The sequence below is a fragment of the Clavibacter sp. AC415 genome (assembly GCF_979252985.1).
The window spans coordinates 262,971-277,006 of record NZ_CEEDAR010000018.1 but is presented as its reverse complement, the minus strand read 5'-3'; the positions used below and the strand labels follow the sequence as shown (position 1 = coordinate 277,006).

General features: G+C 75.1%; 9 protein-coding genes and 5 pseudogenes. 3 read left to right on the top strand and 11 right to left on the bottom strand.

What is annotated here, in order from left to right:
- Positions 1-5: 5 nt before the first annotated feature.
- The 5 genes from ACZ411_RS12395 to ACZ411_RS12375 all read right to left on the bottom strand — a co-directional run bounded on the left by ACZ411_RS12395 (position 6) and on the right by ACZ411_RS12375 (position 5,861).
- Positions 6-608, bottom strand: a complete 603-nt coding sequence (locus ACZ411_RS12395; protein WP_464170981.1) for a DUF1349 domain-containing protein — start codon at positions 606-608, stop codon at positions 6-8.
- A gap of 67 nt (positions 609-675) precedes the next feature.
- Entirely contained in the window at positions 676-2,835 is a 2,160-nt protein-coding gene (locus ACZ411_RS12390; RefSeq protein WP_464170979.1) for an iron ABC transporter permease, read from the bottom strand.
- A 22-nt stretch (positions 2,836-2,857) separates the two neighbouring features.
- Complete coding sequence (locus ACZ411_RS12385) at positions 2,858-3,847, bottom strand: iron-siderophore ABC transporter substrate-binding protein (RefSeq protein ID WP_464170977.1); 990 nt, start codon at positions 3,845-3,847, stop codon at positions 2,858-2,860.
- Positions 3,844-4,767 (bottom strand): ABC transporter ATP-binding protein, encoded by a 924-nt coding sequence (locus tag ACZ411_RS12380; RefSeq protein ID WP_464170975.1) that lies wholly within the window; start codon positions 4,765-4,767, stop codon positions 3,844-3,846. Before ACZ411_RS12380 ends, ACZ411_RS12385 begins: the two co-directional genes overlap by 4 nt.
- 140 nt (positions 4,768-4,907) lie before the next feature.
- Positions 4,908-5,861 (bottom strand): amidohydrolase family protein, encoded by a 954-nt coding sequence (locus tag ACZ411_RS12375; protein WP_464170973.1) that lies wholly within the window; start codon positions 5,859-5,861, stop codon positions 4,908-4,910.
- 710 nt (positions 5,862-6,571) lie between these two features.
- Between ACZ411_RS12375 and ACZ411_RS12370 the strand changes: the two genes are divergently transcribed.
- The 3 genes from ACZ411_RS12370 (at position 6,572) to ACZ411_RS12360 (ending at position 7,971) form a co-directional block, all read left to right on the top strand.
- On the top strand, positions 6,572-6,991 hold the full coding sequence (locus ACZ411_RS12370) for a BLUF domain-containing protein (RefSeq protein WP_464170971.1): 420 nt from the start codon (positions 6,572-6,574) through the stop codon (positions 6,989-6,991).
- Positions 6,992-7,084: 93 nt separating this feature from the next.
- A complete protein-coding gene (locus tag ACZ411_RS12365) occupies positions 7,085-7,735 on the top strand; it encodes a hypothetical protein (RefSeq protein WP_464170969.1) in 651 nt (216 codons plus the stop codon).
- Entirely contained in the window at positions 7,735-7,971 is a 237-nt protein-coding gene (locus ACZ411_RS12360) for a helix-turn-helix domain-containing protein (protein WP_172407140.1), read from the top strand. The genes ACZ411_RS12365 and ACZ411_RS12360 overlap by 1 nt, the downstream gene beginning before the upstream one ends.
- A gap of 70 nt (positions 7,972-8,041) precedes the next feature.
- Here the strand turns inward: ACZ411_RS12360 and ACZ411_RS12355 are convergent, their stop codons facing one another.
- From ACZ411_RS12355 to dnaK, 6 genes and pseudogenes are all read right to left on the bottom strand, one after another.
- Positions 8,042-9,514: a methyltransferase gene (locus ACZ411_RS12355; protein ID WP_464170966.1), complete on the bottom strand. Its 1,473-nt coding sequence runs from the start codon at positions 9,512-9,514 to the stop codon at positions 8,042-8,044.
- A gap of 368 nt (positions 9,515-9,882) precedes the next feature.
- Positions 9,883-10,280: pseudogene (locus ACZ411_RS12350) on the bottom strand (heat shock protein transcriptional repressor HspR); the annotation flags it as partial.
- A gap of 19 nt (positions 10,281-10,299) precedes the next feature.
- A pseudogene (locus ACZ411_RS12345) lies at positions 10,300-11,309 on the bottom strand (DnaJ C-terminal domain-containing protein).
- A 142-nt stretch (positions 11,310-11,451) separates the two neighbouring features.
- Positions 11,452-11,568: pseudogene (locus ACZ411_RS12340) on the bottom strand (nucleotide exchange factor GrpE); the annotation flags it as partial.
- A gap of 164 nt (positions 11,569-11,732) precedes the next feature.
- Positions 11,733-11,819 (bottom strand): annotated as a pseudogene (locus ACZ411_RS12335) (nucleotide exchange factor GrpE); the annotation flags it as partial.
- A gap of 270 nt (positions 11,820-12,089) precedes the next feature.
- A pseudogene (gene dnaK / locus ACZ411_RS12330) lies at positions 12,090-13,968 on the bottom strand (molecular chaperone DnaK).
- Between the last annotated feature and the right edge of the window lie 68 nt (positions 13,969-14,036).

Sequence of the window (14,036 nt, the reverse complement as noted above, 5' to 3'; positions counted from 1 at the left end):
CGCGCTCAGCTGCCGTCGCGGAGGTCGGCGAGCGTGCGCTCCTCGTAGGCGATCCCGTCGAACACGGCGACGCAGCCGTCGCCCATCGGGGCCTGCGCCAGGAACCCGATCGACAGGGGCGCGGGTGAGACGGGCAGGCGGAAGGTCCGCACGAAGTCCCAGCGGGTGCCGTCGGGCGACGAGTGGAAGGCGATCGCCGGGCCGACGCGGGCGATGCGGAGGTGGATCGCCGACGCCCGGAGGAGGGGGCCGTTCGCGTCGTCGGACCATCCGTCCGTCACGACGCTCACCACCATGGCGTCGCCCTGCGGCGACTGCTCGTCGCAGAGCTTCGCCCAGTGCTCCTCGTCGCCCCAGAGCGCGAGGGCGCCGGCGTCGAACGTGGTCCGCTCGCCCCCGACGCGCACGCGGGCCGAGAGCACGAAGTCGCCGTCGGGCGCGGCGAACGCGAGCGCGGTGGCGGCGTGCTGCTGCGGTCCGCCGGCCGCGTCGTTCGTCCAGTCGACGCCGGCCGCGGCCTCGAGCGTCAGGGTGCCGCCGTCGACGTGGGCGACGCCCTCGGATCCGGTCCAGTGCAGGGGCGGGATCCCGGGGAGCGCGTGGGTCATGCCCCGACCGTACCGGGCTCCCCACCGCCGGTCGCGGACCGGCCCGGCCCGGCCCGGACCGATGCGCCTAGCGGGTCCGCGCCGCCCGCCCGCGCCACAGCAGCCACACGAAGTACGGCGTGCCGACGAGGGCGGTCACGAGGCCCGCGCCCAGCTGGCCGGGGGCGATGAGGGTGCGGCCGAGCATGTCGGCGAGCGTCACGAGGGCGGCGCCCAGCAGGATCGCGACGGGCAGCACGCGCGCGTGACGCGAGCCGACGAGCGCGCGGGCCGCGTGCGGCGCGACCAGGCCGACGAAGCCGATCACGCCCACCGCCGCCACGGCCGTGGCCGTCAGCACGACCGCGACCGAGAGGGCCAGGAGGCGCGAGCGGCCGAGCCCGACGCCGAGGAGGCGCGGGGTGTCGTCGTCGAGGGCGACCAGGTCGAGCATCCGGTGCCGCGGGGCCGCGACGAGCGCCGCGAGCACCAGCGCGACGAGCACCGGCAGGGCGTCGTCGAGGCCGCGGCCGTAGGTGGACCCGCTGAGCCAGGTGAGCGCCTTCGCGCCGTTGAAGGGGTCGGTGAGCACGATGATCATGCTGATCGCCGCGGCCGTGCCCGCCGAGACGCCGACGCCGATGAGCACGAGGCGGTTCTGCGGGAACCCGCCGCGCGCCGCCAGCCCGAACACGACGACCGCCGCCGCGAGCGCGCCGAGGCCCGCCGCGCCCGCGATGCCCCAGCCGGACGCGAGCGGCGCGGTCGTGACGAACAGCACCGCGCCGAGGCCCGCGCCGCCGGAGACGCCGAGGATCGCGGGATCCGCCAGAGGGTTCCGGGTCACGGCCTGCACGAGCACGCCGGCCAGGGCGAGCGCGGCGCCCGCCAGCACGGCCGCGACCACGCGCGGCACGCGGGTCTCGAGCACGTAGCCGACGACCGGGCCGGTGGTGCCGCGGATCCCGTTCACGAGGTCGCCCAGGAGGAGCTTCGCGTCGCCGAGGAGCACCGACGTGACCAGGAGGCCGACGAGCGTCACCGCGAGCGCGGCGACGACGAGGGCGGCGCGCCGGCGGGTGATCACGCCGTGGCGCTCGGTGGGCGCGGGCGTCGCGCTGTCGCGGGCGCGCACGGCGAGCACCACGAGCACGCCCGCGCCGAGGAGCGAGGTGACGAGTCCCGTCGGCACCGCGACGGACGCCTCGGCGCCGAGCACCGCGCGCACGAGCACGTCCGCGAGGAGCACGACGGCCGCGCCCATGAGGCCCGCGAGGGGCACGAAGACCCACGCGCGGCGGACCCCGGGCACCAGCCGACGGAGCGGACGCACGAACGCGGGCGCGCACAGGCCGACGAAGCCGATGGGGCCGGCGACCGTCACGGCCGCGGCGGCGAGGAGGACCGAGGCGAGCACGGCGATGACGCGGGTGGTGCGCACGTCGACGCCGAGGCTGCGGGCGGCGTCGTCGCCGAGCCCGAGCGCGTCGAGGCGGCGGCTGAGGAGGAGCAGGATCCCGAGCGCGACCAGCACCACGGGCGCCATCTGCGCGACCGCGTCGAACCCGTTCTGGCCGATGCCGCCCTGGCCCCAGCGGTACAGGCCGGAAGTCTCCTGCGGGAAGAGGAGGAGCAGCGCCGAGGTGACGGATCCGAGGCCGAGCGCGAGCGCGCTGCCCGCGAGGACGAGGCGGACGGTGCCGGAGCCGAGGCCCGAGACGGCGAGCACGACCGCGGCCGCGAGGAGCCCGCCGAGGAACGCGACGCCCGCGCCCGCGAGGACCGGGAGCGTCAGCCCGGTGACGGCCGCCACCGCGAGGGCCGCGTAGGCGCCCGCGTTCACGGCGAGGGTGTCGGGCGACGCGAGCACGTTGCGGCTCACCGTCTGGAGCGCGGCGCCGGCCGCTCCGAGGGCGAGGCCCACGAGGATCCCGGCCGCCATGCGCGGCAGCCGCGAGGCGACCACGACCGAGGCGTCGCCCGGCGTCGCGCGCCCGAGCACGGCGTCCCACACCTCGCGCGGGCCGACCGCGGCGGTGCCCTGGGTGATGTCGATCACCGCGAGCACCGCCACGACGAGGGCGAGGAGGGCGACGACCGCGACCGCCCGCACCGGGAACCGGCCGGCCCCGTCGGCGCGCGCAGCGGCGGCGGGCGACGGGACGGGCCCGGTGATCGTCGCCGGTCCGGCGGCCGACGCGGGAGGCGCGTCGGCCGCCGGGGGCGCGGTGCGGGCGGGAGCGGTCATGGGAGGGGCCGGGCGGCGCGGATCAGCCGACCAGCAGGTCGGTGACGGCCTCGGCGTACGCCGTCATGGACGCGGGGCCGCCGAAGGCCCAGATGCCGTCAGGCATGCGGTGCACGTCGCCGGCCTGCACGAACGCGAGGGACTGCCAGACGGCGTTGCCCGCGAGCGTCTGCGCGAAGGGGTCGTCGCCCTGCGTGGCGTTGGAGTTGTAGAGGAACTGCACGTCGCCGACCGTGGTGAGGCCCTCGACGTCGGTGGTGCCGAGGCCGTAGGCGGGGTCGACCTCGCCCGTCCAGGCGTTCTCGAGGCCGAGCTCGGTGGTCACGTCGCCGATGAGCGAGCCGGTGCCGAACGGGCGGATGGAGACCGCGCCGGCGTCGACGTAGGCGTCCGCGAACAGGAACCGCGACCCGGCGAGGCCGGCCGCGTCGAGCTGCGCCTTCGCGTCCGAGACGGCGGCGTCGTACGCGTCGATCACCTTCGTCGCCTCCTCCTCCGTGCCCGTCGCCTGCGCGATGAGCTCGAGGTTGTCCTCGCTCTGCTGGATCTGCTGCGTGCCGTCAGCGGAGACGACCTGCAGCACGGGCGCGATGGCCTTCAGCTGCTCGATGGCGTCCGCCGGGAGGTCGGTCGTCGCCACGATGAGGTCGGGCGCGAGCGACGCGATGGTCTCGACGCTCGGCTCGCCGCGCGTGCCGATGTCGGCCGGCTCGTTCACGAGCGGTACGGCGGAGGACCAGGCGCTGTAGCCCTCGACGTCCGCGACCCCCACCGGGTCGACGCCCAGCGAGACGAGGTTCTCGACGACGTTCCACTCGGTGCCGACGACCTTCGTGGCGGGCCCGTCGAGCGTGACCTCCGCGCCGGTGCCGTCGGTGAGGGTGATGGACTCGCCGCCCGGGGTGGATCCGGCGCCCGTCGAGGCCTCCTCGGTGGTGCCGCACGCGGTCAGCATGAGCGCTGTCGCGGCGGCGAGGGCGGTCATCGCCAGGGTGCGTCGTCTCGTGGTCACGGGTGGAGCCTCTCGTTCCTGTGGTGGTGGCGGGCGACCGCGCGGGTGCGCAGGCTGCCCGTCGTCGGGTCCGCGTGGACCTCGACGGGGATGCCGTAGACCTCCGTGAGGAGGTCGGGGGTGAGCGCCTCGGCGGGGGTGCCGGTCCTCACGATCCGGCCGTCGTGCAGCAGCGCGACGGTGTCCGCGAGCGCCGCGGCCTGATCGAGGTCGTGCAGCACCACGCCGACGGCGATGCGTCCGTCGTCGGCGAGGTCGCGCACGAGGTCCAGGAGCTCGACCTGGTAGCGCAGGTCGAGGTAGGTGGTGGGCTCGTCGAGCAGGAGCACGCCGGTCTCCTGGGCGAGGCAGCTCGCGAGCCAGACCCGCTGGAGCTGGCCGCCGGAGAGCTGGTCGACGCCGCGTGCGGCGAGGGCGACGAGGCCCGTGAGGTCGAGGGCGCGGTCGACGGCGGCGCGGCCGTGCGGATCCGCCCCGCCGAAGCGCCCCCGGTGCGGGTACCGGCCGAACTCGACGACGTCGCGGACGCTGAGACCGCCGGGCGTCGGACGGCCCTGGGTGAGGAGCGCGACGCGGCGCGCGAAGCGGCGGAGGGAGAGGTCGAGCGCATCGGCGCCGTCCACGGGTGCCGTGCCGTGGGCGGCTCCGCTGCCGTCCGCGTCGCCGCCGCGCAGGGTGAGGGAGCCGGATCGCGCGGACTGCAGGCGCGCCATCGTCCGCAGCAGCGTCGACTTCCCGCTGCCGTTCGGACCGACGAGCACGGTGACGCGGCCCGGCAGGAGCTCGAGGTCGGCGCCGTGCACCACCTCGGTGTCCCCGTACGCGACCGTGATGCCGCGGGCGTCGAGGGCGGAGGCGTCGGCCTGCGGGTGCGCCGCATCCGCCGGGCGCGGGTCCTCCGCCGCGGGTGCCGCCAGCATCGTGTCCCGATCGCCGGCGCGCGGGATCGGTGAGGTCGGAGCGGGGAAGGTCACGATAGGTGAGGTTAGCCTAACCTCACCGGATCGGCCAAGTCGGGCGCCGGGAAGGATCCGCGAGCCCCGCCGATCAGCCGGCGAGGTCAGCCGACGAGGTCGGCCGGCCCCAGCCGGTGCGCGCCGCGGAGCCAGGCGACCAGCTCCTCCGCGGTCGCCTCCGCTCCGGACGGCAGCGGATCCGCGCTCGCCAGCGCATGGCGGATGCCGCCGGGCGCGCTCCCCAGCACCGCGCAGAGCAGCGCCTCCCCGCGGAGGCCGACCTCGCCGAGCAGCGTCACCTCGCGCGCGGAGAGCCCCACCGGCAGGTCGCCGTTGCCGAGGTCGGTGCCGTACGCGATCCGCCCGCCGGCCCTCGCGTAGCGGCGCGCGTTGTCGAGGGCCGTCGCGAGGTCCGGCCCCTCGTGGATGGCGAGGGTGGAGATCCAGAGCACGTCGCGTGCGACGGACTCGGCCAGGGTCGCGTCGTCCAGGCGCTCTGTCCACGGCACGTGCACGAGCGCGTCGGCGCCCGCGCGGATCGCCCGGCCCGCCTGCCCCGCGCCCTCCGCGTGCACGGCCGCGGTCAGCCCGGCGGCGTGCGCGGCGTCCACGAGGGCCGCGAGCACGTCGTCGGCGAGGAGCGGGCCCCCGTCGTGCAGGACGACCTTGATCACGTCGGAGCCGCCCGCGCGCGCCTCCGCGACCGCGGCCGCCGCGTCACCCGCCCGCGCCACCTCCCGCACGCTGCCGGGGGGCGCCCATGCGCGGTCGGAGGGGTAACCGCCCAGGGCGGTGTGGAACGGACCCGCGTAGCGGACGCTCACGCCGTCGGGAGGACGGGCGGCGATGCGGGCCGTCTCGGCCGGATCCCCGCCGAGGTCGACCACGGCCGTCACGGGCGACCCGGCCAGCGCCGCGTACGGCACGAGCCCCAGGTGCACGTGCCGGTCGACGACGCCGTCGGAGACGCTGAGGTCCAGCCGCCCCTGGACCTGATCCGCGGGGTCGGCGAGCGCGACGCCGCCGCCGTCGATCCGCACCGCGACGTCCCGGTGCACGCGGTCGAGGCGGACCTCCCCGCACGCGCCAGACGTCGCCGCGCGGGCTGTCGCCGCCCGCAGGACGGGGCACGGGATCGGGGCGGGGCACGCGATCCGGGCGGGGCGCGCGATCCGCGCCAGGCGGCGGGGCCGGGCGGGACGCGCGGGAGGCGGGCATGCGTCCGAGCGTAGGAGGCGCGGCGCCCGCACCGTCGACCACCGCCCGCGGCCTCGCTCCGCCGACGACTATCCGCTGACCGTCGCCGCGTCGCATCCGTCCCCCACCCGTCGCCGCGCGCTCGCACCCCTCGGAGGGGTCCGGATCCGCACCAGTCCGGGCCGATCACCCTCCCCTCACCCCCGGATCACCCGCGCTTCGTGCACGACATGTCCCCCATATGGAGGACCGGGCCCATAGAGTCTTCCTAGCGCGACGGGTTCCCCCGATGCCGTCGCGCGAATGGATACCCGAGCAGCGCCCCGCCGCATCCCCCGCACCGCGGGGCCGCTCTCAGATCCCTCCGCGATCCGACCCGAACGGACGTGGGAGCAGCAGGAGCCCGGCACGCCACGTACCCGCGAGCGAGCCGGGCTCTGTCCGCACGGGGCCGCCCGGCGGCGACCCCGGAGCCCGAGGCCTCGGCCCCCATGACGCGTGCGCCCGCCGACCGTCCCCCGCCGGCCGCCGCGACGCGGGGGAGGATGGGTCCACGGCACGAGGGGGATCCATGCGCACGACCGTCTACACGAGCACCGCCACGCGGCATCTGACCGACGACGACCTCGCCGAGCTGCTCGGCCAGTGCGTGCGGAACAACGAGCGCGCGGGCCTCACCGGCCTCCTGCTGCACCGCGACGGCCGGTTCATGCAGGTGCTCGAGGGCCCGGACGACGCCGTCGAGGCGGTGTTCGCGACCATCGCGGCCGATCCGCGCCACACCGACGTGCGGCAGCTGCTCGACGAGCGGATCGCGGCACGGCGGTTCCCCGCCTGGTCGATGGGGTTCCGCACGGTCGACGACTCGACGGTCCGACGGCTCGACGGGTACGACGACTTCCTCGACCGCCCCGCCTCCGCCGCCGCCCGCCCGGACGCGCCCTCCCGGGCCCGCTGGCTCCTGGAGTGGTTCCGCAGCCACCCGGCCTGATCCGCCCCCGGAGCCGACCCGCCCTCGACAGGCACCCGGAGCGCGTGCGACCATATCGACATTCGTTGCAACGATGATCGATAGGACGCGACCATGAGCACCTCCTCCCCCACCAGCCCGGGCGCCGGTACGGGCGCCGCCGTGCGCACCACCCGCGGCATCCTCCGGGCGGCCCTCGTCATCGCCGTCCTCGTGCTCCTCGCCGTGGCGGCCTCCGCCGTCGCGAGCGCGGTGCAGACCGTGCGGACCGGCGTCGTGCACACGTCGCTGGAGATGCGCGGGTCGCTCCCGGCGGAGGCCGACGCCGGCCCCGCCGACCTCCGCTCGGGCGCCTACCGGACGGCCGACGTCGCCGTCAGCGGCCTGTCGGACGGGATCGTCGTCATGCACGTCGTGCGCATCGCCCTCGACGCATCCGTCGGCATCGCGCTGGCGGCCACGGTCGCGATCCTCGCCCGCCGGCTGCTGCGGCCGGATCCGCTCGCGCGCCGTCTCAGCCTCGTCGTCACGCTCGCGGGCGGCACCGTCATGATCGCCGCCCTGTGCTCGCTCGGGATGCGCACCGGCGTGGCCTGGCTGGTCGGCGGCGAGCTGAACGACCCCGCCGCGGGGCTCGAGGGCTTCTGGCCCGTGGTCGCCGAGGTCGACCTGTCGACCATCGCGCTCGGGTTCGCCCTGATGATCGTCGGCCTCGTCGTCGAGCACGGCGAGCGCCTGCAGCGCGACACCCGCGGCCTCGTCTGATGGCCGCGGACGACGACGGGCCCACCGGCGTCCACTGCCGCCTCGACGAGCTGCTGGCGGCCCGCGGCATGACGCTGACCCGCCTCAGCGCGATCGTGGGCGTCAGCCAGGTGAACCTCTCGGTCCTCAAGAACGACCGGGCGCGGGCGGTCCGCTACTCCACCCTCGTGGCGGTGTGCCGAGCGCTCGAGTGCGAGATCGGCGACCTGCTGGTGCTCGATCCGCCGCTCGCCTGATCGGCGTCGTGCTCGGGCATCCGGGGTCGGGCGACGGCGGACGCGCCGCGCCGGGGTCGGCTCCGGCGGATCAGCCCCGCAGCGCCGCGAGCGCCTTCTCGACGCGGCGCGCGCGGGTCTCATTCGTCCTCGCCTCGCCGATCGGGTCCACGAGGGCCCGCTGACGGCTGGAGGAGAGGGCGCCGAAGGCCTCCGCGAGGGCGGGCTCCGCGGCGAACGCGGCCGTCACCTCCTCGGGGAGGACGGCCTCGCGCGGCGCCGCGTCGAGCTCGATCGTCACCTCTACCTCGTCGTCGGCGGCGATCCCCGAGGCGGCGCGGTGCGCGGCGCTGAGCGGCAGGAGCTGCTGGCCGCCCATGGCGCCGACCGTCGTGCGGTACGAGTACCCCGCGACCGTGACCACGACGGCGGGACGCTTCCCGGCGCCCAGCTCCTCCAGCGCCTCCGGGGGCACGGGCAACCCGGTGGCGTTGACGCGGGCCTGCAGGACGCGGGTGCGGAAGGTGGGCATGACGGCTCCTCGTTGCGCCGCCGCCGGGCGCGGGTCGCCGGCGGTCGATCCCGAGGCTAGGCCCGGGGATCCGGCTTCGTCGAGACGGCGACCGTGAACTTCGCGTTCCGCCCGGCCTCGCGGGTGTGGGTCCGACGATCCGCCCGAGCTGCGGCCGATAGCCGAGCGGGCTGTTGTAGACGGTCCGACAGCTGGCCGCCGGGCACGGGAAGCACCGGCGGCAGCGCGCCGGCGGCGAAGCAGGCGCGGCGCGAGGCCCGCGTGCACGGTGGCGCCCGTGTGGGGAACGGCGGGTCTGAGGAGCACGAGGTCCGCGGATCCGTCCGGCACGGTCGCACCCGCGTCATCGCGCACCACGGTGACCCGCCCCGCGAGCCCGTTGGCGGCGACGGTGGCGCGCGCGGAGTCGACGGCGGCCCACGACTGGTCGGTCGCGACGACGCGGAGCCCCGGCCGGGCGAGCGCCACGGCCGAGGCGATGACGCCCGTGCCGCAGCCGAGGTCGACGGCGGACCGGGCGTCCTCGGGCAGCTCGGGGAGGAAGGTCAGGAGGAAGCGCGTGCCGATGTCGATGCCGGTGCCCGCGAACGCGGCGCCGCGCGCGCGGGCACTCGAGGCCGAGGTCGGGATGCGACGCGCCGCGCGGGTAGGGGGCGCCGTCGTCGTCGCGCACGGGGCCGCGCGCGACGAGGACCCGCTCGACTTCTGCCGCGCGAGCGTCGCGTGCACGTCGGCGAACCGGCCGCGCAGCACGTCGGTCATGGCGGGGGCGTGAAGGGTGCTGACCCGCCCTCCGGCGAGCACCGTGACGTCGTCGGCGGCGGCCCGCGCGACGAGGCCCGCCCACTCGTCGAGGGCGTCGAGGCTCCGGGCAGGCGCGCGAGGACCACGCGGGCGCCCGCGGCGAGGGCGACGTCGAGGCCGTGGTGGACGATCGCGGCCGTCTCGCCGACGAGCTCCGCGTTGAGGTCGAGCGCGGTTGCAGCTCGAGGGCGTCCTGATGGACGCGGAGGCGCAGCGGATCCGTCGCACCGGATCGCCGCAGCGCCGCGGCCGCGCCGAGCGCGAGCGCGCCGTACTGGTCGCCGATGACGACGAGCTCGTCCGGCCGGACGGGATGCCCGGCGTCCGCCGCCGTCGCGAGGAGCGCCAGCAGCTCGTCGAGGAGCAGGCGGTCGGCGGCGTCGACCGCGAAGAGGTTGTCGCGCCTCCACGTCGGCGGCGGCGGAGCGCGCCGAGGTCGAGGAGGTCGTCGGCGGACGCGGCGGCGAGCAGGGAGGAGGGACCGGAGCAGGATCTGCGGCGGCGTCGCTCACCGCGCGTCGCGCCCGCCGGGACTGCGCTCGGCGGGTCCCGCGCTCCGCGGATGCGCGCTCCGCGTCCGGCATGGTGAGCGCCGCGCGGTAGAGCACGACCTCGGTCTGCCGGGACGGGCGCACGCCCGCGCGGAGCGACACGACGTCGCCGTCCCCGCGGGCCGCGAACACCCGGCGGCCGGGTCGGGAGAGCAGCTCGTCGGCGAGCGCCCGACTCGAGCTGCCGCACGCGACCGCGGAGCTCGGTCACCTGGTTCTCGAGCTCCAGGATCCGCGCGATCCCCTCGAGGCCACGCCCTCCGCGCCCAGCCGGGCGACCTCCCGCAGCTGCACGATGTCGCGCATCGAGTAGCGGCGGGAGCGCCCGGCCGTGCGGCGGGCGACACGAGCCCGAGCCGGTCGTACTGCCGGAGCGTCTGCGGGTGCATGCCCGACAGCTCGGCCGCCACGGAGATCACGAAGACGGGCGCGTCCTCGTCCATGGCGTCGCGGGGGTCCACGTCAGCCTCGGGCCCGCTCGATGAGCTCGGAGCGCGGTCTCGGCGGGTCCCGAGCCCGCGAACGCGTCGAGCGCGATCCGCTGGGCGTCGGTGAGGCGCGACGGCACCGCGACCTCGATGCGCGCGAGCAGGTCGCCCGTGCCCTTCGGGGTGGTGACGCCGCGTCCCTTGACGCGCAGCACCTTGCCGCTGGACGTGCCGGGGCGCGACCTTCAGCCGCACCGGGTCGCCGCCGAGCGTGGGCACCTCGATGGTCGCGCCGAGCGCGGCCTCGGGGAACGTGACGGGCACGTTCACCCGGAGGTTCAGCCCGTCCCGCTCGAACACGGGGTGGGGCCGCACGTGCACGGTGAGGATGATGTCGCCGGTCGCGCCGCCGTCGCCGGAGGGCTCGCCCTTGCCGGCCAGGTGGATCTTCTGCCCGTCGGTGACCCCGGCCGGCACGCGCACCGTGATGGGGCGGCCGTCGGAGTCCTGCAGGCGCACGACGTCGCCCTGCACCGCGGTGAGGAAGTCGATCGTGGTCGACGCGGTGACGTCGCGGCCCTTCGTGGGCGCGCCGTAGCCCCGGTAGCCGCCGGTCGACTGGCCGAAGCCGCCGTTGCCGAACATGCCGCCGAGGATGTCCTCGAACCCGCCCTGCCCGTACTGCGGCTGGCCGGATCCGAACCCGGCGCGCCGCCCGCGGCCACGGCGGCTGGCCGAACATGCCGCCGAACACGTCCTCGAAGCCGCCGGCCTGCCCGCCGCCGGCACCGGGTGCCGTGAAGCGCGCGCCCGAGCCCATCGCGCGGACCTGGTCGTACTCCTTGCGCTGCTCCTTGTCGGACAGCACGGCGTTCGCCTCGCTGATCTCCTTGAAGCGCGCCTCGGCCGACGGATCCGGGTTGCTGTCCGGGTGGACCGCCGGGCGAGCTTGCGGTAGGCCTTCTTCAGGTCGGCCTCCGAGACGTCCTTGGACACTCCGAGGACCTTGTAGAAGTCCTTGTCGAACCAGTCCTGGCTGGCCATCAGACGCCTCCCTTCTTGTTCGTCTCGTGGCGGGGGCCGCACGACCCGGGCTCGGGCGCCCGCGTGCGGGGGCCCGGACCGGGGTGGGTGCAGCCTCGTGGATGCTGCGGATGATGGTGTCATCCTCCGGCTTGTCGACGACGACCTTCGCGGCCCGCAGCAGCGTCTCGCCGATGTAGTAGCCACTCTCGACGACGTCCGCCACGGTGTCCACCTGGACCTCGGGGTTCGGCTTCTGGAAGATCGCCTCGTGCACCTGGGGGTCGAGGCGTCGCCGACGGCGCCGACCTTGACCAGCCCGATGCGCTCGACGTTCGTCCGCAGCTTGGCGACGATCGCGGTGAGCGGTCCGCCCTCCGCGAGGTCGCCGTGCTTCTCGGCCCGGTCGAGGTCGTTGAGCACCGGCAGGATGCCCTTGACCACGTCGCCGACCGCGCGCTGGCGCTCGATCTCGCGGTTGGCCTCGGTGCGCTTGCGGTAGTTGGCGTACTCCGCGGTGACGCGCTTCAGGTCCGCGAGGCGCTTGGTCGCCCTCGACGGGCTCGTTCCGGGTCTGCTCGATGAGGTCCTGGAGCTCCTCGTCCATGGCGTCGGTCGTCTCGACGTCGGGGCCCTCGGCCTCGACGAACGCGCCGTCCTCGCCGGGGACGGAGGCCGCGTCGGCCGCCGCGTCCGCCGCCGCGTCCGCCGCCTGGTCGGGCCCGGCCGGGGAGGCCGGGGCCGAGTGCTCGGCCCCGTCGTCCTCGGGCGTGCGCCCCTCGCCGTTCGCGGTGTCCTCGGTCATCGGTCGGTCTTCTTGTCCTCGTCGTCCTCGTCCACGACCTCGGCGTCGACGATGTCCTCGTCGTCCTTCTTCGCCTCGGGCGCGCCCTCGGCAACGCCTCACCGGCGGCCTGCTCCTGCTGGCCCTGCGCGTAGATGGCCTCGCCGAGCTTGGTCTGGCTCGCGGAGAGCTTGTCGAACGCGGTCTTCACCGCGGCCTCGTCGTCGCCCGCGAGGGCGCTCTTCAGGCCGTCGACGTCCGCCCTGGACCTCGGACTTGACGTCCTCGGGGAGCTTGTCGTCGTTCTCCTTGACCAGCTTGTCGATCGAGTAGGCGAGCTGCTCGGCGTTGTTGCGCACCTCGGCCTGCTCGCGGCGCGTCTTGTCCTCCGCCGCGTGCTCCTCGGCCTCGCGCACCATGCGCTCGATGTCCTCCTTCGCGAGCGAGGATCCGCCCGTGATGGTCATCGACTGCTCCTTGCCGGTGCCCTTGTCCTTCGCGGACACGTGCACGATGCCGTTGGCGTCGATGTCGAAGGTGACCTCCACCTGCGGGATGCCGCGGGGCGCCGGGGCGATGCCCGTGAGCTCGAAGGTGCCGAGGCTTCTTGTTGTCGCGGGTCAACTCGCGCTCGCCCTGGAAGACCTGGATCGCGACGGACGGCTGGTTGTCGTCGGCCGCGGCGAAGGTCTCGCTGCGCTTGGTCGGGACGGCCGTGTTGCGCTCGATGAGCTTGGTCATGATGCCGCCCTTGGTCTCGATGCCGAGGCTCAGGGGGGTGACGCCGTCGATGAGCAGGACGTCCTTGCGCTCGCCCTTCAGCACGCCGGCCTGGAGCGCGGCGCCGACGGCGACGACCTCGTCCGGGTTGACGCCCTTGTTGGGCTCCTTGCCGCCCGTGAGCTTCTTGACGAGCTCGACGACGGCGGGCATGCGGGTGGATCCGCCGACGAGGACCACGTGGGCCACGTCGCCGACCGAGACGCCGGCCTCGCGGATGACGTCCTCGAAGGGCTTGCGGGTGCGCTCGAGCAGGTCGTTCGTGAGCTCCTCGAACTTGGCGCGGGTCAGCGTCTCGTCGAGGTTGGCAGGGCCGTTCTCCGTGAGGGAGAGGTAGGGCAGCTGGATGCTCGTGCTCGTGGAGGAGCTGAGCTCCTTCTTCGCCTGCTCCGCGGCCTCCTTGAGGCGCTGCTTGGCGATCTTGTCGTTGGAGACGTCGACGCCCGTGGACTCCTTGAAGCGCTTGACGAGGTGGTCGACGATGCGCTGGTCCCAGTCGTCGCCGCCGAGGCGGTTGTCGCCCGCGGTGGAGCGGACCTGGATGGTGCTGAAGTCGTCGTCCTTGCCCACCTCGAGGAGGGAGACGTCGAACGTGCCGCCGCCGAGGTCGAAGACGAGGATGAGCTCGTCCTCCTTGCCCCGGTCGAGGCCGTAGGCGAGCGCGGCCGCGGTGGGCTCGTTGATGATGCGCAGGACGTTGAGGCCCGCGATCTCGCCGGCCTCCTTCGTGGCCTGGCGCTCGGCGTCGTTGAAGTACGCGGGGACGGTGATGACCGCGTCGGTCACCGAGTCGCCCAGGTACTGCTCGGCGTCGCGCTTGAGCTTGCCGAGGATGCGGGCCGACAGCTCCTGCGACGTGTACTTCTTGTCGTCGATGCCGACGGTCCAGTCGGTGCCCATGTGGCGCTTGACGGACGAGATGGTGCGGTCGACGTTGGTGACGTTCTGGCGCTTGGCGGTCTCGCCGACCAGCACCTCGCCGTCCTTGGTGAACGCGACGACGGACGGCGTGGTGCGCGCGCCCTCGGCGTTGGCGATGACGGTGGGCTCCCCGCCCTCCAGGACCGAGACCACCGAGTTGGTGGTACCCAGGTCGATTCCTACTGCACGAGCCATGGGGTGTTCTCCTTCTATTGCCGCGACGCCCGGGTCACGGGGTCGCTTCATGGGTGACGCGGGTGTGC

What these genes read in the sequence shown, in the direction of transcription:
- ACZ411_RS12390 (WP_464170979.1), bottom strand. Translation starts at nt 2,835, where the DNA reads ATGACCGCTCCCGCCCGCACCGCGCCCCCGGCGGCCGACGCGCCTCCC.
- ACZ411_RS12365 (WP_464170969.1), top strand. Translation starts at nt 7,085, where the DNA reads ATGAGCACCTCCTCCCCCACCAGCCCGGGCGCCGGTACGGGCGCCGCC.
- ACZ411_RS12360 (WP_172407140.1), top strand. Translation starts at nt 7,735, where the DNA reads ATGGCCGCGGACGACGACGGGCCCACCGGCGTCCACTGCCGCCTCGAC.
- ACZ411_RS12395 (WP_464170981.1), bottom strand. Translation starts at nt 608, where the DNA reads ATGACCCACGCGCTCCCCGGGATCCCGCCCCTGCACTGGACCGGATCC.
- ACZ411_RS12380 (WP_464170975.1), bottom strand. Translation starts at nt 4,767, where the DNA reads ATGCTGGCGGCACCCGCGGCGGAGGACCCGCGCCCGGCGGATGCGGCG.
- ACZ411_RS12370 (WP_464170971.1), top strand. Translation starts at nt 6,572, where the DNA reads ATGCGCACGACCGTCTACACGAGCACCGCCACGCGGCATCTGACCGAC.